Origin of the sequence: Mycobacterium asiaticum DSM 44297 (assembly GCF_000613245.1) — a bacterium.
GTDB lineage: Bacteria > Actinomycetota > Actinomycetes > Mycobacteriales > Mycobacteriaceae > Mycobacterium > Mycobacterium asiaticum.
In genome coordinates this window covers 379,074-398,153 of sequence record NZ_HG964937.1, presented here as the reverse complement: position 1 = coordinate 398,153, position 19,080 = coordinate 379,074, and the positions used below count along the sequence as shown (strand labels likewise).

Below are 19,080 nucleotides of genomic sequence, written 5' to 3'. Positions count from 1 at the left end.
GACACCGCCGGACTCCGACATTGGCTACCTATGAGGATCTCGAAGCCGCGGTAGCGGCAATCCAGCAAGCCCATCCGCACTGGCAACCGCCCCAACTCGTACAGACGGCCCTGAACATGGCGGGGCTGTCGCCGATCGTCCCCAACAGCGTCTTTGACAGCCTGCGCACGTCGGCCCCGCCCGGTGTGTTCGACGCGAACGGTCAGATCGCCAACCCGCAGCCGGGTACCCCGCAGCCTGTACTGCCGCGCCCCGGCACGACCACCCTGCCCCCACCGATGAACATCCCGGGTCCGGCAACTGGCCAGCCGGTCGACAGGAATCTGGCGGCGCCGAAAAACGACTTGGATTCGTTGCGGGCGACCGGGCATCCCTGCAAGAACAAGAGCGTTCCGCACGACCAGATTCGTACCTTTATCGACGGCTACAACGGCATCATCGGAGCCACCGGCAGCGGACCGGCCAATTCACACTGGAACGCAAGTATCGACCGCGCGAAAACTGGTCTGCAAAAAGCGCTGGCGGGTCTCAGTAGTGGAATCCGCGGCCAATTCGCCGATGCGCTGAACCTGAACCTGCAGCGGTCTTTTCAAGTGCTGGACGATATGAGCAACCATGCGGCGACGATGGAGCAATTGTTCGACGCATTCTTTGACGACCTCGCCACAACGAGAAGCAATTACGAGCAATACCTGCCGCTTTACAACCAGGCGGTTGCCCACCCCGACGAACCGTCGAGCAAGGAGACACTGAATCAGCTGAACGACCTCGTGCTCGGCATCATGGACGTCTATCGAGGTCCGATTGACGGGATTGCGCAAAGCCATCCCAGCGTCGACAGCGCGGTACCCGAGGTCGGTCCGCCGATGTCCGGCCCGGCAGGGCTGGCCGGCGGTCCTTTGGCCGGATCGGGCGGCGGCGCGCCGGAAGTGCTGCCGCAGGGCGGGCTGAATACCGGGCGGGCACCGGATCCGCCGGCACCGACCGCCGTCCAGCCGGACGGTCGGCAGTCCATACCAAATGTCCCGGCCGACGGTGGCGCGGGCCAGGTGCCCGGCGACGGTGCCGGTCAGGGCAGCGGCACCGGCGGCGGGCAGGGTGCTGATCCCGCGGCGAAACCATCGGCTGACGCGGCGAAGGCGGGCGGCAGAGAGGGAACCGGGTTGCACACCGCGCCGCTGGGCCTCGGCTCGAAGGGGCGTTCAGCAGCGCCCAAGACCGGTGGCGGCGGCGCCGGTCGCGGCGGCGGCGGACGAGGGTCGGTCGGCGCCAAGCCACCGGCCGCGGTCGCGGCGCCTCCCAAAGTAGGCGGCAGTCCGGTGCCGGTCTCCCGCGCCGGAATCAGCGGGCCCGGCGGGGCAGGTGCCCCAGGCGCTCCGGTGGCCGGCCACTCCGGAAGCACCGCGGATAAGGCACACAAAGCCAGCAAGGCGCTGCGGCTACCCAAGCACGGGGAAGAGGTCGCAGGTGAAGCCGAGGGGGTGGTGCCGGTGATCGGCGACGTCCCGCGTCGGGCCGCCCCCGCCGATCAGAAGAAGACGTAGCCGTCGCGACAATGGTGCTGTGCGCGTCAACACCGTGAGCCTGCAACGTCTGGGCCGCATCGAGGTGCGGGAACTGCGGGTGATCAGCGAATACCTGGGACGCGACTTTCTGCCGTTTCCGCTCATCCCCACCTTGGCCCACCGATTCGCGGACTTGGGCGCGTACCGCGACTACGCGAGGACGGTTCCCGATCGCTTCAAGCACGGCGATCTGGCGGTCTTCGGGAAGTGGTTCGCCACCTACGCCGAAGCGGACCTTCGGGTGGAATGCCAAGTGCACCACTTCCCCGCCGATAGCCCAAGCACCCGGCTACTCGCCCACCGCACCGGCGAACTCGGCTTCCTGGCCGAGCAGCAAGCCGACGACGTCGTCGACATGTTCACGTTGTCGGCCTACGACCTGGGACCAGCGGTCGCCGGGACGGTCGAGCTGACCAATCCGGGCACCCGGCCGAGGATTGTGATCCCGGAATACGTCCCGCAAGCATTGCGCGGCCGCGCGACGACCGCCTCCGACCCGACCTGGGGTGTGGGCGCCCCGGTGTCGGTATCGAAGGATGCGGTGATCGCTTACGGCACGGTCCAGAGCCATTGCCGGCCGGCGCGCACCTGGGGACTGGACCAGGACAAGGATGCAGTCGTGTGGGTGCGCCTGCGCGACGACGGCGACTACATCTACGCACCGGGCTACCGGTCGGCGACGCCGATGAGTCGCCGCGACCTCAGCGGGCGGATCGACGAATTGATCGCGGCGGACGTCGCGTCGCTTCGAGAGTCTCGCGGGAACTAGCGCGGGGAAATACCAGCGAGCGCGGCGTGAATGTGCCACAGCGAAGCGGACGCCTCACCAACCGCGGCGATCGCCCCGGTGATGGCGGCCAGGATGCTGGCCGCCGAGGCGACGCCCATCGCCACGCCGGCGACCGCGAGTCCCGCCGCTGCCGCGGCGGCGGCACCGGCGCTGCGCGCGTTGCCGATCACGACGGCATCGTCCCCGCCGCGCGGGAGCAACGCCAGTTCCCGCATCGCGCTGGCGAAGTCGGTGACCTGCACGACGAGGTGCTCCCCCAGCACGGTGATTGCGTCACCGAGTCCGAGCCGGCGAACTGCAACGCTGTCCGAGGCGTCCTCGAGCGCAATTTTAAGATCGGCAATGTTGTGGTCGAGCAGCCTGCCTACGATTTCCACCTCGTCCCGCATTCCCAACCCCTATTCTGCTGCGGCGCACACTGTTCGAGCGGGGACGGTTGCCCCCTTCCCATTAGGTTAGCGACCGGACCGGATGAAAATGCGCACCAATATCGCTGCTCGACAACCGATCCCGATTTTGCTGCGGCGCTCGCCTAAGATGACTTTCGTCAATTGAAATCAAACAGGGGGCGTGCTGGTGTGCACCGACAAGCGTGGCGGTAAATCATCGAAGTGGCGCGGTATCGCGGCAGGCCTCACGGTATTGACAGTCGCCACAGCCGCCTGCGGTGGGCCGCGCACCACCACAACCACGACCGCGCCCACCTCAAACCCTCAGTCGCACAGTGCAACTACCAACCCGGCCATCGGTCCGCAGGAAGTACTGCCGTTCCGGTCGCTGGACCAGCCGGGTGGGGTGGCGGTCGACAACTCGGGGGCGGTCTACGTCACCAACGGAGGTGACAACCCGCAGGTTCTGAAACTGCCGGCAGGTGCCAACGGTCCAAGCAAATTGCCCTTCGGTGATGTCAGGACGCCGAACTACCTCGCGGTGGACGGCGCCGGGGCCGTCTACGTCAGCGACTACAACGGCAACCGGGTGCTCAAACTGGCGACTGGCGCCAGTTCGCCAATAACGTTGCCGCTCAACAAACTCTCCCTACCCTCGGGTGTGGCGGTGGACGCCGAAGGCAGTGTCTACGTCGCCGCCTACGACCGCGTGCTCAAGCTGCCGGCCGGTGCGGGCAGCGCAACCGAGTTGCCGTTCCCGGGCATCCGCGGCCCGCTCGGGATCGCAGTCGACGCCGCCGGCGCCGTGTACGTCACGTCAGTCGCCAACCGGGTGCTCAAACTGCCCGCGGGAGCGGCGGAACCGGTTGACCTGCCGTTCACCGGCCTGCTCAATCCCTATGGTGTCGCGGTGGACGGGGCCGGCGCAGTCTATGTGGCGGACTCCAGCCACAACCGGGTGCTCAAACTGGCGCCCGGAGCCAATGCACAAACCGAGCTGCCGTTCTCCGGACTCAACCGCCCACGCAGCATCGCGTTGGACGCGACGGGTCACCTCTACGTCGTCGACGAACTCAACAACCGGGTGCTCAAGTTCTCGGGCTAGGCGGGAACCCAGTCGCCGGAGTTCGCGAAGCTGGCCAGGTTCGGCGTCTTCCAATCGCCCTGCGCGGCCAGCGCTCGCTCCAGCGCGGCGGCCTGATCGCTCTGGGCGTCGTTCACTGTGACGAGTCCGGCGATGATGGCGCTGACGCTGGCCAGGAATCCGGCCGCAGTCGTGAGGATGAATGCCAGGGCGGCGGGAAGACCGACCACGGTGGCGGCCGAGACGATGGCGCCGACGATGGACAGCACCAGCACCGATATACCGGGGATGATCGTGTACCCCGCCACGTCGAGCGCGCTGGCGACGGCATCCAGCGAACCCTCGATCGCTTGTGCGGCGGTGCTGAGCCCTTCGACCGACTTCTGTTGGTTGCCCACGGCCACTTCGTAGGCGTTGGCCGCCGAACCTGCCCAATGCACTTGAGCGCGAATGCCATTGGCCTCGTCTTCGAGCGAGTCGGACATCTTGAGCGCACCGGAGCCGATCGTCGACCAGCCCTGTTTGTGATCGCGTAGGACGTCCGACATCGACACCGTATCGGCGACCTTCTTGACCTGAGGGATGATCTGGTTGCGCAACATCGCGATCACCACCGCCCCCGCGGTGGCAATCTCCTCGTCCAGATCCAGGATTCGGGCGAGCCGGCTGCCGGCCGCCTCGTCGATCACCCGCTCCAGCTCGTCGGTGCGCTCGACAAGCTTGCGGTAGTACTCCTGAACTTCGTCACCGATGCCCATGCCGCCCCCTCTTGACCGTGGATCGCCGCGTCAACGTGGAATATCCGTGGCGGCAAAGTTATTCGCCACGGCGACCAGCGTGGCCCCCATACCGTTCATCGACGTCTCGCCCACCTTCGCGCGGTCGTGAACCGCGTCGCAGAACTTGTTGTACGCATCCAGGAAATCCTGAATCAGGGTGTACGGGTCGTAGCTCATCTCACCGACCGCGGGACTGCCGAAGGGACTGTTGATCTTGGACGCTGCTGCAGTATTGGCGAAACCCGCCAGCGCCGTGGCGCTGTCCGTCCACAGTTTTGCGTCTTTACGCAGCCACTCAATATCGACTTTCAGATCGGGCGGCATTACCTGTCTCTCTCTTGCATGTCGGACATCACCGAGCACGACGTGGCCCTCACAGTGCGGCTTCTCCCATGAACTGCAGGGCAGCAATACCTTCGCGCGTCAACTTGCCCAGCTCGGCCAGGAGCGCCTGCTTGGCGCTTTCCAGAGCCGATCCCGCGGCGGACTGCTCGTCTTTGGCGCGCTGCAGCGCGGCGGCGAACTCGGTCATGATCCGCGCGGCGGCGGCCTGCTCGGCCCACGCCGCGTTGATCTGGCAATCGACCAGCCAGGGCCCGTCCAGCTGCACCGCTATCGTCCGCGGCGCTGTGGAAGATTCCGCGGCTTTGCGGGCCGCCGCCTCCGACGCCAGTTCCGCGGACAGCCGGTCGGCCCGGTCGCATGCCGAATAGACGTCCGCGCGGAAACGCTCCAATGGTCGGGGCGGGTCCCGGTAGTCGTCCAGCGAACCGAGCAAGTCCTGCAACGATGCCGCAGGCTGCGCCGGTTGCCGGTCAGCGGCTGCCCTGGCGTCTTCGTACTGGATGTCCATTGCCGCGCGATACGCGGCGAAGACCGCGGCCGGCAACATCTCGGCCGATAGCCGCTCGGCCCAGTCGGTACGCAGGTCCAGCCGCACCGGCGTGTGCTGCTCATCGATGTACAACCCGACCATTCCGGTGCCGTCCCGGCCTACTGCCGGTCCCTGGGCTGGGCCGGTACGCAACCGCAGATCGTGCAAGGTTCCGTTCAGCGCCGTCGCCGCGTCCGGATCCAGCCCAATGCTCGCCGCGGCCTCTGGCGATATCGCAGTGAAGCCCGGGAACTGTTGTGTATCAACGTATGTCGACGGCGCGGCGGCAGCCGGTTCGGCCGGTTCGCCGGCATCGGCATCCGCATCGGCCCATGCCCTGGCCGTCGCAGGGTCGACGCCCTGGGCCAGATATTCCTCATAGGTGCCCATGGCGCGTCAGGCTCGTGAGCCCGGGTTTTCAGCGAATCCGCGGATCACCGGTTGCGCACGGCTACCCCGCGCCGGCCTCGCGTGTTTCGGCTCCAGTGGAGTCGACGCCATAACCTAAACCCCCAAGGTGGTGCACTGTGCAATCAGCCTATCCGCGGCTCCAGCGATAAATAGCACTTATTCCGCACTGCGGCTCGACCGCACTACCCCGCGACCGCAGCGAACAGGCTGACCGCCGGCACGGGCCGCACGGTAACCTCGTTCTCAGAGTTCACAGGGATCTCGAGGCCTCTGTGCACCGCAGCGAAGAGGAGACCGTGTATGGCCGGCCCCAGCGAGCAGGCTGACGTCACCCGCGCCGACCGCTTCATCAAGACGGCCGTCGAGATCCTGGGCGAAACCGGCCGGACCGACTTCACCGTGCAGGAAGTGGTGGCCCGTTCCAAGACCTCGCTGCGTGCCTTTTACCAACACTTCAGCAGCAAGGATGAACTGCTGCTGGCCTTGTTCGAGCGAACGATGGTGCAAGCGGCGCAGTCCTGGCGCGCCGAGACGGCCGGACTCGACAGCACCGCGGCGCTGAAATTGGTTCTCGATCGCATCAGCGCCCAGCCGGAGTCGACCACCCAGGACAGTCTCAACAGGGCGCTGAGCCTCTACAACCAGCACCTGGCTGAGACCCGGCCACGCGAGTACGCGCGAGTCCTCTCTCCCCTGCACCGGTTGTTGCGCGACATCGTCGGGCAGGGCATCACCGAGGGGGTGTTCAATCCCGGCCTGGACGTCGGCGCCGCAGCGGCGATTGTCATGCAGACGATGGTCGGTGCACTGCGATTGCATTGGCTGGGCACCGAATTGAATGGAACACCGATCGACGCCGGCCAGCTCTACGACTTCTGCACCCGCGCCCTCGGCATCCGCGACACCGACGATGAAACACCCGAGCCATCGCTGGCCGAACTGTTTGCCCAGATCGGCATGCGCCCCGCCAGCTTTCACGGCGCAGAGTTCGCCATGACGATGCCGGTCAGTCCCCAGGTGGTCAACACCTCCGGTGCACTGCAGGGCGGGCTGATTGCGACGCTCGCCGACGTCGCCGGCGGACAGCTCGGGCTGGAGTACCTGCAGCCGGGCACCGCCATGACCACCGCGGACCTGTCCATCCGCTACCTGCGGCCGATCCGGCAGGGTTCGGCGTTGGCGGTACCCAAGGTGCTGCGCGCCGGTCGCCGGTCGCTGGTGATGCAGATCGACATTTTCGGCGACAGCGACAGCGAACTGGCGGCCACGGCGACGGTGAACTTTGCGATCGTCGGCCGCCCCGCCGACGAACCCGACGGCCCGCCCGCCGGCTAGGTACAAAAGCGTTCGGCCAGCAGAGCTTGCTCCGCCGTTCACAAATGGTGGTAACGTCATTACCACCTTTAGAGATCCAGCCTCACAGGAGAATCGCCATGCCGTCTCGCGAGCTTTCCTTCCCGGTGTTCGACGCCGACAACCACATGTACGAGCCGCAGGAAGCGCTCACCAAGTTCCTCCCCGACCACCGCAAGCACGTCATCGACTACGTGCAGGTGCGCGGCCGCACCAAGATCGTGGTGCGCGGCCACATCAGCGACTACATTCCCAATCCCACCTTCGAGGTGGTGGCCCGCCCGGGCGCCCAGGAGGACTACTTTCGCAACGGTTCGCAAGGCAAGAGCTACCGCGAGATCCTCGGCGAGCCGATGAAGGCCATCCCCGCCTTCCGCGAGCCGGGGGCACGGCTGGAAGTGATGGACGAGCTGGGCATCGACTACGCGCTGATGTTCCCGACGCTGGCCAGCCTGGTCGAAGAGCGCATGAAGGACGACCCGGAGATGACGCACGACGTCATCCACGCGCTGAACCAGTGGATGTACGAGCAGTGGTCGTTCAACTACCAAGAGCGCATCTTCGCGACCCCGGTGATCACCCTGCCCATCGTCGACCGGGCGCTCGAGGAATTGCAGTGGTGCCTCGAGCGCGGCGCCCGCACGGTGCTGGTACGCCCGGCACCGGTGCCCGGTTACCGCGGCAGCCGCTCCTTCGGCTTCGAGGAGTTCGACCCATTCTGGCAGGCCTGCGTGCGCGCCGAGATTCCGGTTTCGATGCACGCCTCGGACAGCGGTTACTCCGAGCTGCTCAACATCTGGGAGCCCGGCGACGAGTTCCTGCCGTTCAAGCCAACCGCCTTCCGCAGCCTGGCCTTAGGTCATCGGCCGGTCGAGGACGCCTTCGGCGCATTGGTCTGCCACGGCGCGCTGACGCGCAACCCCGATCTGCGGATCCTGTCGATCGAGAACGGTGCCGACTGGGTGCCTCATCTCTTCAAGGGCCTCAAAGGCGTCTACAAGAAGATGCCGCAGGCGTTCGCCGAGGACCCGATCGAGACGTTCAAGCGTTGCGTCTACATCAGCCCATTCTGGGAGGACCGCTTCACCGAGATCGTCAAGATGGTCGGCACCGATCGGGTGGTCTTCGGCTCCGACTGGCCCCACCCGGAGGGCCTGAAGGACCCGATCTCATTCGTCGACGAACTCAAGGACTTTGATCAGGAAGACGTCGAAAAGATCATGGGCGGCAACCTGATGAAGTTGATGAAGGTCGAACCCGCGAAGAAGCCGGTTTCCGCGTAGCCGCCATCTACGGAGCGCTCGGCCCGAACCCGGATCGATCGGGTTCGGGCCGATCTTTTCGATTCGCCCAAATCGGCCGCTGGCGTCTGCTATACAAAGCGCATCACATTGTCTTTCGGCGCATACGGGGCATCCAGTGGGGGGTTATCCGGCGCCATCAAGGTGGGGGTGCACGATGAACTTGGGGTCAGCCAACTTCTCCAGGACCGTTTCGTTGAGCAGTGACTTGGCCTCTCAGTTGGACGGACCGAGCAGCACGCTGCGGGCGACCACGGTTCGCAGCGCCTCGGCGGTGGTCGTTCGCGCCGGCGGCGAGGTCGATGCCTCCAACGAGCACACCTGGCAGGGTCTGGTCACTGAGGCCGCAACCGCGGCCAGGCAGGCCGGCCTGCTCGTCGTCGACGTCAACGGCCTGGATTTCATGGGCTGCTGCGCGTTCACCGTGCTGGCCGACGAAGCGGAGCGCTGCCGCGAACGCGGCATAACCCTGCGCATGGTGAGTCAGAACCCCGGCGTCGCGCGCATCGTCGACGCGTGCGCATTCGGCAATGTGTTGTCCGTGCACCCCACCACGGAATCCGCGCTGACAACCGCCTGAGCCAAGGCCTCACATATTTCGTGCGTGGCACATGTCCCGCGCATTGATAACCTGTTTAGCATCGCTTGACGTAGCCGTCAGCGCGCCAAACTCGTTATTGATGCGGTCCGTGGGAGGTACGGCCAACATGGCGGCCGAAAAGGACTGGGACAACACGGTGGGCGCGGCTGAGGACGTGCGGCGCATCTTCGAGAACATCCCGGCGTTGGTGGTCGGCCTGGAAGGGCCCGAACACCGATTCGTCGCGGTCAATGCCGCGTTTCGTGAGTTGAGTCCGTTGCTGGTCAGCGTGGGCAAAACGGTCAAAGAGATCTACCCCGAGCTGGAGAGTCAGCAGATCCTCGAGATGTTTGATCGGGTGTATCAAACCGGGGAGTCGCAGTCGGGATCCGAGTGGCGGTTGCAGGTCGACCTGCAGGGTTCCGGCATCGAGGAACGGTTCTTCGACTTCTTGGTGACCGCGCGACGCGGGGACGATGGGTCCATCGAGGGTGTGCAGCTGGTCTTCGACGAGGTCACCGCCCGCGTTCAGGCGCGGCTGGCCACCGAGGCACGGGTGAAGGAGCTCTCGGAGCGCTACCGCAACGTGCGCGATTCGGCGACCGTCATGCAGCAGGCGCTGTTGGCCGCGTCCGTCCCGGTGGTTCCTGGGGCCGACATCGCCGCCGAATACGTCGTCGCTGCCGAAGACACCGCCGCCGGCGGCGATTGGTTCGACGCCCTGGCGCTCGGCGACCGCCTGGTGTTGATCGTCGGGGACGTCGTCGGTCACGGTGTCGAAGCCGCCGCGGTGATGTCGCAGCTGCGCACCGCGCTGCGGATGCAGATCATGGCCGGGTACTCGATCGTCGAGGCGCTTGAGGCGCTGGACCGCTTCCACGAGCACGTGCCGGGCTCGAAATCGGCGACCCTTTGCGTGGGCTCCATGGATTACGCGACGGGTGAATTGCAATATTGCACCGCCGGGCACCCGCCCCCGCTGGTGGTCTCGGCCAGTGCGGAGTCGCGGTACCTGACACCGTCCGGCGGTGGCCCACTGGGCAGTGGCGTCGGCTTCCCGCTGCGCACCGAATCACTCGAGATCGGTGACACGGTGCTGTTTTACAGCGACGGATTGATCGAGCGCCCGGGCCGGCCACTGGGAGCCAGCACCGCCGAGTTCGCCGACTTGGCCGCCAGCATCGTGGCCGGCACCGGCGGCTTCGTCATCGACACACCCACGCGTCCCGTCGACCGACTCTGTTCGGAGACGCTCGAATTGCTGCTGCGCTCCACCGGGTACAACGACGACGTGACACTGCTGGCAGCTCAGCGCCGAACACCGACGCCACCCCTGCACATCACCGCGGACGGAACCGTTCACGCCGCCCGGCAGATCCGCGCTCAACTGCGAAAGTGGTTGTCCCAGATCGGCGCCGAAGACACCGACATCTCCGACATCGTGCACGCCGTCTCCGAATTCGTGGAGAACGCCGTGGAGCACGGCTACAGCGAAGAGGTCACCGGCGGGGTGGTGGTCGAGGCGAACCTGAGCGGCGATGGCAAGCTGCGGGCGTCGGTCGTCGACCGAGGGCAGTGGAAAGACCACCGCGAGGGTGCCCGGGGCCGCGGGCGCGGCCTGGCGATGGCCGAGGCACTGGTGACGGAATCGCACGTCAGCCATGGTCCCGACGGCACCACGGCCTCGCTCACACACCGGCTCAGCCGCCCGGCCAATTTCATCAGCGACCCGGTCATCAGTCGGGTCACCATCCGGCGCGAACTCGACGACGAATTCGTCTCACTGGTCGACGGTGGTCGCATCATCGTGCGCGGCGAGGTTGATTCGCACACCGCATCTACCCTGGACCGCCAGATCGCGGTGGAAAGTCGTTCGGGCATAGCGTCTTTGACCATCGACCTGAGTGCGGTCACGCATTTGGGCTCGGCGGGCGTGAGCGCCCTGGCCGCCGCGCGCGACCGCGCCCGCAAACAGGGCGGTGATTGCGTGCTGCTGGCGCCACCGGGCAGCCCCGCCCACCATGTCCTGTCGCTGGTCCAGATACCGGTCAACGGCGGCGATCCCGGGGACGTCCTCGTCGCCGATTAGGCGGATTCAGCGCGTTCGGCCGTGTCGCACCTGATTGAACGGCACCCCGCGGTCGGCGGCGTACTCGCGCGGGAAGTTCAGTACCCGTTCGCCGATGACATTGCGGGCCATCTCCGTGGTGCCGCCACCGATCGCGACCGACTGCCGGGACAGAAACCGGAAGCCGGTTTGCAGCCCCTCGCCGATTTCGCCCACCACACCTGCCGCGCCGGCGATCGCAAGTGCGGTGTCCACCTCCACCATGGTTGTCTCGGCGTGGAACAGCCTGATCAGCGTGCCACCGGCCGGGGGTAGCGAACCATCCCGCACACTGCGGGACACGTGGTCGATCAGCTGCTCGGCGACCGCACGATGCACCAGCGCGCGGCCGGCCATCTCCTGCGCGCGCTCGTTGTCGGCCTGATGAGTCCTGGCCAGCAGATCCGCATAGTCCACCGGTGTGGTGTGACCGCCCTCGCTGCCCGAACCGCTGGCGAACTCCGAGCCCTGACCGACGGCGCGGCGCTCGTGGTACAACTGCCGAGACGCGACCGCCCAGCCGTTGTTCACCTCACCCACCACCGCGTCGTCACCGACATCCACGCCGTCAAGGAACTCCTCGCAGAACTCCGCGCCACCATTCACCTGAGTGATGCGCCGCAACGTGATTCCCGGGTGCCCGATGGGGATCAGAAACATCGTCAGGCCGTCGTGCTTGGGCACATCCCAGTCGGTTCGAGCCAGGCACAACCCGTAGTCCGCGGCGAAAGCGCTTGTGCTCCATGTCTTGGCCCCGTCGATCACCCAACGGTCACCCTTACGTTCGGCGCGCGTGATCACACCGGCCAGGTCCGAACCGCCGCTTGGTTCGGACAGCAACTGGACCAGAATCTCGTCGCCCCGCAACGCGGCGGCGATGTGTTGCTTCTTCTGCTCCTCACTGCCGGTGTCCAGCAATGTGGCGCAACAGATGGTGAAAGTGGGGACATTGAGGATCAGCGGCATCTCGTAGCCGACCGACTCGAGATTGAATGCCTGCTGGTATTGGTAATCCAGTCCCAACCCGCCGTATTCGCGCGGGAAGCAGATGCCGGCGAACCCGCCCGAGTAGAGCCGCTTCTGCAATTCCCGCGCCCGTTGCCAGGACTGTTCGGAATCCCGCGGCATGGCCGGCGGGGACTCGGGGTCGATGCGCGGCATGTTGTCCGCCAGCCAGGCTCTGGCTCGGGCGGCGAATTCGGCCACCGACTCGGCTGTCATTTGGCTGCCGCCTGGTACACCCGGATGTTGTGCTCCTCGGGTGTGCCGAACATGGAGCGGTACAACGTAATTCGACGCAAGTACAAATGCAGGTCGTGTTCCCAGGTGACGCCGATGCCACCGTGCATCTGCACGCAACGTTGCACGATTTGGCCGGCCAGCTCGCCCACGTAGGACTTGGCGATGCTGGCCGACAGACCCGCTTCGGGTGCGCGGGCGGACACGTCGGCCACCGCTGCGGCAGTCGTCGCCCGGCATGCTTCCAGCCACATTTTCATGTCCGCGAACCCGTGCTTGAGCGCCTGATACGACGCCAGGGGGCGGCCGAAACTGTGCCGGTCCAGTGCCCACTGCACGGTGAAGTCGAAGACAGTCTGCAGGATGCCGACCACCTCGGCGCACTGCAGCACCTGAGCGACCTGGCTTTGCCGATCGATCAGCGCGGGTGTCTCCTCGACGCCGCCTACGGCCGCTGAGCCGTCGACCACCACGCCGTCGAATTCGACCCGCGCGTACTGCTTGACCAGATCGATCGACGACTGCGTCGCGATCCTTACTCCGGGGGCGTCTGCGGGCACCAGGAACTGGCGGACCCCCGTCGCCGCCCGTGCGACCACCAGCAACACCGAACTCTGAGCCCCGGCTTCGACCCGATCTTTGACCCCGTCGATGCGATAGCCCGACCCGGACTCGACGGCGGTGACGGCCGCCGCGAGGGGCGCCCAGCCCCGGCCCGGTTCCGACACCGCCCACGAGGCCACGGTGTTCCCGCACATCAGTGCCTCGATCAGTTCCCCGTGGGCCTCTCGCCCTGCGCAGTCCACCAGGCCCGCCAGGACGGTGCTGACGGGGTAGAGGGGCCCGGGGGCGACGGTTTTGCCGAGCAGCTCGGCGACGGCGGCCAAGTCCGCGAATCCGTCGCCCGAGGCACTTCCCCCGCCCAGTTCCTCGGGAACCAGCAGCGCGGTCCAGCCGAGTTCAGTGGCCCGCCGCCACCACGCGGGCTCGAAGGAGAGGCCCGCTGCGTGCAGGTTCCGGACGTGCCGCAGCGACGCTTCTTTTGCCAGAAATGCTTGGGTAGTGGAGGTAAAGAGTATCTTTTCGGGAGAGTCGACAGCGGTCATGATGCCGGCCGGATTTCGCTTGACCATCTTTCGCCGCCGCGAAGAAGGTCGGGTAGAAGAATTTGGTGGCTGATCATCGCCAGATCGGTCCTCGTCGGAAGTCGCGGAAGACTCTGATGTTAGCAATGGGTAATACCGTAAGAGATACCGGAGTTCACTCGATAATGACGAGCGGCAATGGCTGAGACAGACGACGACGCGGTCACGTCCAAAGCTGAAGCGCTGGCGCTGGCTTTGGAGGCAGAGGCGCAGGCCGCCGAGGCGGAGGCGCTGGCTGCCGCGGCGCGCGCCAAGGCTCGAGCCGCCCGGCTTCGCCGCGAAGCGCTCGCCGTGAGCGGTGGTGAAGAGGACACGGAATACGACGAGTACGCAGACGATTATGAAGACTACGAAGACGAGGAAGACGAGGAAGACGAGGACTCGGAGTACTACGAGGATGCCGAGGACGCCGAGTATTACCAGGACGCCGAGGACTACGACGAATCGGCGAACTACAACGAATCCGCACCAGTTGTAGCGGGTCCGCTGTCCCGGCGGGAGCGGATGCGCAATTCGTTCGGCATGCCTAAGTTGTCGACGATCGCAAAGTTGGCCGCCGTGCTTGTCATCTGCGCCTTCATCGGGACCAGTGGTTACTTTGTGTGGCAGCACCACCAGGCCAACGAGCGTGAGGAGAAGGCCGCGGCCTTCATCGCCGGCGCCAAGAAGGGCGTGGTGAACATGACCTCGCTCGACTTCAAGAAGGCCAAGGACGACGTCCAGCGCGTCATCGACAGTTCCACCGGCGAGTTCCGGGACGATTTCCAGCAGCGCGCCGCCGATTTCACCAAAGTGGTCGAACAGTCCAAGGTGGTCACCGAGGGCACCGTGAACGCCGCGGCCGTCGAGTCCATGGACGGACGCTCGGCACTGGTCCTGGTTTCGGCGACCTCGCGGGTCACCAATTCCACCGGCGCCAAGGAGGAACCGCGGACCTGGCGGCTGCGGGTGACCGTGACTGAAGAGGACGGGCAATACAAGATGTCGAAAGTGGAGTTCGTACCGTGAGCGACAACGTCCGCGGCGAACTGGACAAGGACGAACTGGACAACGAACTGGACGGGCAAGACAGGACCGCAGTTATCGATGCGACGGGGGCGCACCCCGAGGACGAGGTCCACGACGACCCGTTCGTCCAAGCCGAGCCAGCCGACCCGGAGCCGGCTGCCGATTTCGCGGACGATCCGGACGGCGACGCGACCGCGGCGGTTGCGACCCCCACGGCGGCCGCCGACTCGGGGGCTCGAGAGCGCAACTGGCGGCGCGACTTCTGGCGCCGCCAGATCACGATCAAGCCCGTTCCTGCGATCCTGACCCTGCTCTTACTGATCAGCGGCGGCGTGACGATTTGGCTGTATTTCAAGTACCACGAGCCGGATCAGGCGACCAGCCCCGGTGTTGCCCGCGCGGCGGTCAATGCGGCATCGGACGGCACCGTTGCGGTGCTGTCTTACTCGGCCGACAGTCTGGACAAGGATTTCGCCAACGCCCGCTCGCACCTGTCCGGGGATTTCTTGTCCTACTACGACCAGTTCACCCAGCAGATCGTTGCCCCGGCCGCCAAACAGAAGTCACTGAAAACCAACGCGCACGTCATGCGTGCCGCGGTGCAGGAACTACACCCCGACTCCGCGGTCGTGCTGGTCTTCGTCGATCAGAGCACCACCACCAAAGACAACCCGGACCCGTCCATGTCTGCCAGCAGCGTGCTGGTGAATTTGGCGCTGGTCGACGGCAAGTGGCTGATCACCAAGTTCACTCCCATTTAGCCGCGGGCCAGGCGGTGAACACCCGCCGCAGCGACTGCGCATGCAGCGCCCGGTTTTCTTGCGAGACAATCCAATCCGGCACCGCGGAGTCGAAGCCGTGGAATGTTGCTGCCACCACGTGCAATTCGGTGTGCACGAAGGCGTGCAACAGCCGATTCGCGTAGTCGATGGCTTCGTCGCGGCACGGATCGATCTCCGAACAGCTGATGTAGGTGGGCGGCAGTCCTTCCAGATTGGGGCGGTGCGCCGGGACGTGGTGGCCGCTGGCCGTGGTGTGCCCGAGGTAGTGCCCCCAGGCCCGGCTCACGGCCGGGCCATTGAGGCCGGGCGTGCGCTGGAATTCGCGACGCGACGGGGTGGCGTCGGCGTCCAGCATGGGCTGATGCAAGATCTGCATCAGGATCTGGGGACCTTCCGTGTCGAACATGCGCTGCGCCAGGCATGCCACCAGGGCGGCGCCGGCATCGCGGCCCATCACCGCGATGCGGTCGGTATCCGCCTGCAGTTCGGCGCTGTTGGCGATGACGTCGCGCAGCGCCGCCTCGACGTCATCCAGCGCGGCCGGACATGAATGCTCGGGCGCGAGTCGATAGTCCACCGACACCACCAAGCACTTCGCGTCGCGGGCCAGATCGACGCAGTGCGCGTGGTCGGTGTCGAGGTTCCCGGTGACGAAGCCCCCGCCGTGGGCATACAGCACCACCGGCGCGGCGGATCCGGTGCGGCCGCGATACAAACGCAGCTCGAGCCGGTCGCCGTCGGGCCCGGTGATGGACCGCGATTCGACCACGACCCCGTCGGTGTCGGCTTCGGCGGCACGCTCGGCGGCCACGCGGTTGGCGTGCTCACGCTCGGCGGGCAGGGTTTCGGCCCGGAACTCGACGACCCCCAACTCCTCAGCAGCGGCGCGCAGCGACGGGTCGAGGCGTCCCAGACCTTGCGGCCGCGTGAGATTCGTTTGTGTCATGCCCATTAAGGTAGACGGTCGGTCTGCTCCCCGGGCAGGGCCCGCACGGTCGACGGCAAACCATAGAGCGCGGTCGCGTTGCCGCGCATGATTCGCTCCCGCTGGTCGCGGGGGAACCGGTTGATCGCATACTCCGGGGCGTCGTAGCTCCAGTGCGGGTAGTCGGTCGAGAACATCAGGTTGTCGCCGAGGTCCATCATTTCGAGGTAGTCGCGGAACTGGACCGTGCCGGCGTCCTCGAGTGGCTGAGTGGTGAACCGCACGTGCTCGCGCACATACTCCGACGGCGGACGCCGCACATGCGGCAGGTCGCCGCGCCGCGCCGCCCAAATCCGGTCCATCCGGGACATCACCGGCATCGCCCAAGTGAAGCCGCCTTCGATGAACACCATCCGCAACTGCGGATGACGGTCGAAGGCCCCATCGAACACCAGGCTCATCAGATGGGACACGTACAACAGCGGCCAGGACGCGAAGAAGTCGTGCCAGTGCGCGGGGTTGCCCACCGGGTAGAGCGGGATCAGCTCAAAGGGCGTCTGCCCCATCAGATGTGTGGCCACGGGCAGGCCGTTGCGCGCCGCCGCCTCATACAGCGGATCGAAATGCGGGCTCCCAAAGGGGATTCCGCGCGTCTGCGGGGTGATCAGCACCTGGGACATGTAGGGGTGACCGGCCCAGCGCTCGATTTCGCGGGCCGCCTGCTCGGGCGTCTGCGCGCTGACACTGATCGACCCGCGCCAGCGACCGTGCCCGTTGTGCTTGTCCAGCCAGACATCGGCAAGCCAGTCGTTGTACGTCGACTTCAACACATGCTCGGCCTGCGGCAACTGCGCATCACACATTGGCTCCAGCGAGGCGATGCTGACCCCGGCTTCAACGAGCAATTGCTGGGCAGCGAAATCCGGATCACTGCCCGCGACACGCCCGTTGGGTGGATGGGCGTCCATACGTAACGACATCGTTTTGTACGAGTCGGGGGTGTCGTAGAAGTGTGGCACCGGGCTCACCGCGTTGCCGGTCGGCCAGATCTTGTCCACCCATTCCGGCGGTGCGTAGGACTTGAGCACGTCCGCCGAGACCGGCAACGGATGCACATCGGTGTCGACGATGGTGACCGCGATTTCCCTTGGACCATCTGGCCGTCCCTGCTGCGGGTCGAGCCGTTCCATGACCGTCATGGCACACTTCCTTCGTTAACCGACAATCCATAGAGCTCGCTGGCGTTGCGCCACAACACCTTTGCCCGCTGCTCGACGTTCATGCCGTCCACCGTGTCCGCGGCGGACATCGTCGACCAGTGCGGGTAGCCCGACCCGTACATCACCAGATCGGCTTTGCCGGAGAAGTCGAACCACTGCGGCACGCGTCCGGTATCGACCGGCCCGTCGAAAGCAGAAGAACAGAACCGGACATGGTCGGGCAGATATTCACTGGGATAGCGGTCCACCCAAGGAGTCTGATCGCGCATCGAGAGCCAAAACGTGTCCAGCCGCCACATCAACGGGGTCAGGATGTCGTATCCGCCGTCGGCGAAGACGAACTTGAGCCCCGGATGACGGCCGAAGACACCTTCGACGATCAGGGTGGCCAGGTGCACGAAGTAATTCAGCGGCATGAACGCCGCGTAGCCCGGGTAGGTGTGCGCATGTCCGGCGAACGTCGGCGGATGATCCACTCCGTTGCCGCCGTTGATGTGCACCGCCACCGGCAGCCCGTGCGCGGCGGCCGCCTCCCAGATGGGTTCGAACACCGGCTTGCCGAACGGCTCACGGGACTGCATCGGCACCCCCACCTGGACGAGCCTGGGATGAGCGGCGAGGCGCTCGATCTCGGCGACCGCGCCCTTGGGATCCTCCGGATTGACCCGGATGGTGCCAAGGAAGCGGTTGCCGGTGTCCGGTTCGAGCCACCGGTCGAGCAGCCAGTCGTTTACCGCGGCGCAGATCCGGCTGTTGAGCAGGTAGTCGGCGATGTTGCCGCGGGTGAGCGGGTTCAGGATCGCATAGCTCGCGCCGTTCTCCTCGAACAGGTGCCGGCTGACCGTCTCGGGGTCCGATCCCGGGTAACCGTCGCCATACAGATCGGCGTGATAGTCCCCTCCGGGCGCCTGGTACCACTGCTGTTCGACGTCGGGGATGGACCGCAGCTGGTGCGCGGCGGGGAGGTAGCGCCGGATTTCGGCGTTGTACCGGAAGTGCGGTTGCACGTTCGTATCTATGAAGGCATCGATTTTCGACTCGCTCATGCGGTCACATACACTTCCCCGTCGGTGACATCGACCTGATAGGTGCGCACCCGCCGGCTCGGGTCCGCCACGTTGCGCCCCGTGGTGATGTCGAATTCCCAGTTGTGCCAAGGGCATCGGACGATCTGGCCGTCGCGCACCCGGCGCAGCCCATCGGGTTCACCCGGTGCGAACTCGTTGGTGCCGCCCACCGGGCCAAGACACAGGGGCGCTCCTTCATGCGAGCAGTAGTTGACAATGGCGTAGAGCGAACCACGGACGTTGTATACGCCCACGCCGAACTTTCCGGCGTCGACCAACTTCATCGTGCCAGGTGGTAGTTCGTCGAGTGAACACACAAACCGGCGGAGCATCGCAGATCACCGCCTCTCGCCCGCGCCCGTGGGCCGCCTATGGCTAGGTTGCTATTTATATTATGATAGCGACATTCCACTTTCCGGCCCGCCCGTCGCGGGCAGAATCGGTTGCTCAGGGAGGAGCGC

The 19,080-nt window shown here is 65.8% G+C and carries 19 protein-coding genes; 9 read left to right on the top strand and 10 right to left on the bottom strand.

Annotated features, from left to right (window positions below; genetic code table 11):
* Nucleotides 1–20: 20 nt before the first annotated feature.
* Both BN972_RS12405 and BN972_RS27715 read left to right on the top strand, forming a co-directional pair.
* A complete protein-coding gene (locus BN972_RS12405) occupies nt 21–1,544 on the top strand; it encodes a hypothetical protein (protein ID WP_036358139.1) in 1,524 nt (507 codons plus the stop codon).
* 19 nt (nt 1,545–1,563) lie between these two features.
* On the top strand, nt 1,564–2,334 hold the full coding sequence (locus BN972_RS27715) for an ESX secretion-associated protein EspG (RefSeq protein ID WP_051545404.1): 771 nt from the start codon (nt 1,564–1,566) through the stop codon (nt 2,332–2,334).
* Here BN972_RS27715 and BN972_RS12395 read toward each other — a convergent pair.
* Nucleotides 2,331–2,744: a hypothetical protein gene (locus tag BN972_RS12395; protein WP_036358136.1), complete on the bottom strand. Its 414-nt coding sequence runs from the start codon at nt 2,742–2,744 to the stop codon at nt 2,331–2,333. The genes BN972_RS27715 and BN972_RS12395 overlap by 4 nt on opposite strands.
* Before the next feature lie 253 nt (nt 2,745–2,997).
* Between BN972_RS12395 and BN972_RS12390 the strand changes: the two genes are divergently transcribed.
* Nucleotides 2,998–3,849, top strand: a complete 852-nt coding sequence (locus BN972_RS12390; RefSeq protein ID WP_158086320.1) for an NHL repeat-containing protein — start codon at nt 2,998–3,000, stop codon at nt 3,847–3,849.
* On the opposite strand, the gene BN972_RS12385 is transcribed toward BN972_RS12390, so the two are convergent.
* The 3 genes from BN972_RS12385 to BN972_RS12375 are packed head-to-tail and all read right to left on the bottom strand — an operon-like array spanning nt 3,846 to nt 5,871.
* On the bottom strand, nt 3,846–4,586 hold the full coding sequence (locus tag BN972_RS12385; protein ID WP_036358133.1) for a hypothetical protein: 741 nt from the start codon (nt 4,584–4,586) through the stop codon (nt 3,846–3,848). The genes BN972_RS12390 and BN972_RS12385 overlap by 4 nt on opposite strands.
* Nucleotides 4,587–4,616: 30 nt before the next feature.
* Nucleotides 4,617–4,931: a hypothetical protein gene (locus BN972_RS12380; RefSeq protein WP_036358129.1), complete on the bottom strand. Its 315-nt coding sequence runs from the start codon at nt 4,929–4,931 to the stop codon at nt 4,617–4,619.
* Between the two features lie 49 nt (nt 4,932–4,980).
* Nucleotides 4,981–5,871 carry a hypothetical protein gene (locus BN972_RS12375; protein ID WP_036358126.1) on the bottom strand — a complete coding sequence of 297 codons (891 nt, stop codon included), beginning with the start codon at nt 5,869–5,871 and terminating at the stop codon, nt 4,981–4,983.
* Nucleotides 5,872–6,192: 321 nt separating this feature from the next.
* On the opposite strand from BN972_RS12375, the gene BN972_RS12370 reads away from it, so the two are divergent.
* The 4 genes from BN972_RS12370 to BN972_RS12355 all read left to right on the top strand — a co-directional run bounded on the left by BN972_RS12370 (nt 6,193) and on the right by BN972_RS12355 (nt 11,215).
* Nucleotides 6,193–7,227, top strand: a complete 1,035-nt coding sequence (locus BN972_RS12370; protein WP_036358123.1) for a hotdog fold thioesterase — start codon at nt 6,193–6,195, stop codon at nt 7,225–7,227.
* Between the two features lie 98 nt (nt 7,228–7,325).
* The gene (locus tag BN972_RS12365) at nt 7,326–8,528 is read left to right on the top strand and encodes an amidohydrolase family protein (RefSeq protein WP_036358119.1); all 1,203 of its coding nucleotides are present in this window, start codon (nt 7,326–7,328) and stop codon (nt 8,526–8,528) included.
* 175 nt (nt 8,529–8,703) lie between these two features.
* Nucleotides 8,704–9,126, top strand: coding sequence for an anti-sigma factor antagonist (locus BN972_RS12360; protein ID WP_036358116.1), 423 nt, complete (start codon nt 8,704–8,706; stop codon nt 9,124–9,126).
* A 127-nt stretch (nt 9,127–9,253) separates the two neighbouring features.
* Nucleotides 9,254–11,215, top strand: a complete 1,962-nt coding sequence (locus tag BN972_RS12355) for a SpoIIE family protein phosphatase (protein ID WP_036358114.1) — start codon at nt 9,254–9,256, stop codon at nt 11,213–11,215.
* A 6-nt stretch (nt 11,216–11,221) separates the two neighbouring features.
* Here the strand turns inward: BN972_RS12355 and BN972_RS12350 are convergent, their stop codons facing one another.
* Together BN972_RS12350 and BN972_RS12345 are read right to left on the bottom strand one after the other, a co-directional pair.
* Nucleotides 11,222–12,454: an acyl-CoA dehydrogenase family protein gene (locus tag BN972_RS12350; protein WP_036358111.1), complete on the bottom strand. Its 1,233-nt coding sequence runs from the start codon at nt 12,452–12,454 to the stop codon at nt 11,222–11,224.
* Entirely contained in the window at nt 12,451–13,578 is a 1,128-nt protein-coding gene (locus BN972_RS12345) for an acyl-CoA dehydrogenase family protein (protein WP_080696942.1), read from the bottom strand. The genes BN972_RS12350 and BN972_RS12345 overlap by 4 nt, the downstream gene beginning before the upstream one ends.
* Nucleotides 13,579–13,755: 177 nt before the next feature.
* Here BN972_RS12345 and BN972_RS12340 point away from each other — a divergent pair, with 177 nt between their 5' ends.
* Both BN972_RS12340 and BN972_RS12335 read left to right on the top strand, forming a co-directional pair.
* Nucleotides 13,756–14,625, top strand: coding sequence for a hypothetical protein (locus BN972_RS12340; protein ID WP_036358106.1), 870 nt, complete (start codon nt 13,756–13,758; stop codon nt 14,623–14,625).
* A 74-nt stretch (nt 14,626–14,699) separates the two neighbouring features.
* Entirely contained in the window at nt 14,700–15,386 is a 687-nt protein-coding gene (locus BN972_RS12335) for a hypothetical protein (RefSeq protein WP_080696941.1), read from the top strand.
* Here the strand turns inward: BN972_RS12335 and BN972_RS12330 are convergent.
* The 4 genes from BN972_RS12330 to BN972_RS12315 are packed head-to-tail and all read right to left on the bottom strand — an operon-like array spanning nt 15,373 to nt 18,951.
* Nucleotides 15,373–16,353, bottom strand: coding sequence for an alpha/beta hydrolase (locus BN972_RS12330; RefSeq protein WP_036360719.1), 981 nt, complete (start codon nt 16,351–16,353; stop codon nt 15,373–15,375). The genes BN972_RS12335 and BN972_RS12330 overlap by 14 nt on opposite strands.
* A 5-nt stretch (nt 16,354–16,358) precedes the next feature.
* Nucleotides 16,359–17,531, bottom strand: coding sequence for an amidohydrolase family protein (locus BN972_RS12325; RefSeq protein ID WP_036358103.1), 1,173 nt, complete (start codon nt 17,529–17,531; stop codon nt 16,359–16,361).
* A complete protein-coding gene (locus tag BN972_RS12320) occupies nt 17,528–18,598 on the bottom strand; it encodes an amidohydrolase family protein (protein ID WP_036358100.1) in 1,071 nt (356 codons plus the stop codon). The genes BN972_RS12325 and BN972_RS12320 overlap by 4 nt, the downstream gene beginning before the upstream one ends.
* On the bottom strand, nt 18,595–18,951 hold the full coding sequence (locus BN972_RS12315; RefSeq protein ID WP_036358097.1) for a Rieske (2Fe-2S) protein: 357 nt from the start codon (nt 18,949–18,951) through the stop codon (nt 18,595–18,597). Before BN972_RS12315 ends, BN972_RS12320 begins: the two co-directional genes overlap by 4 nt.
* Between the last annotated feature and the right edge of the window lie 129 nt (nt 18,952–19,080).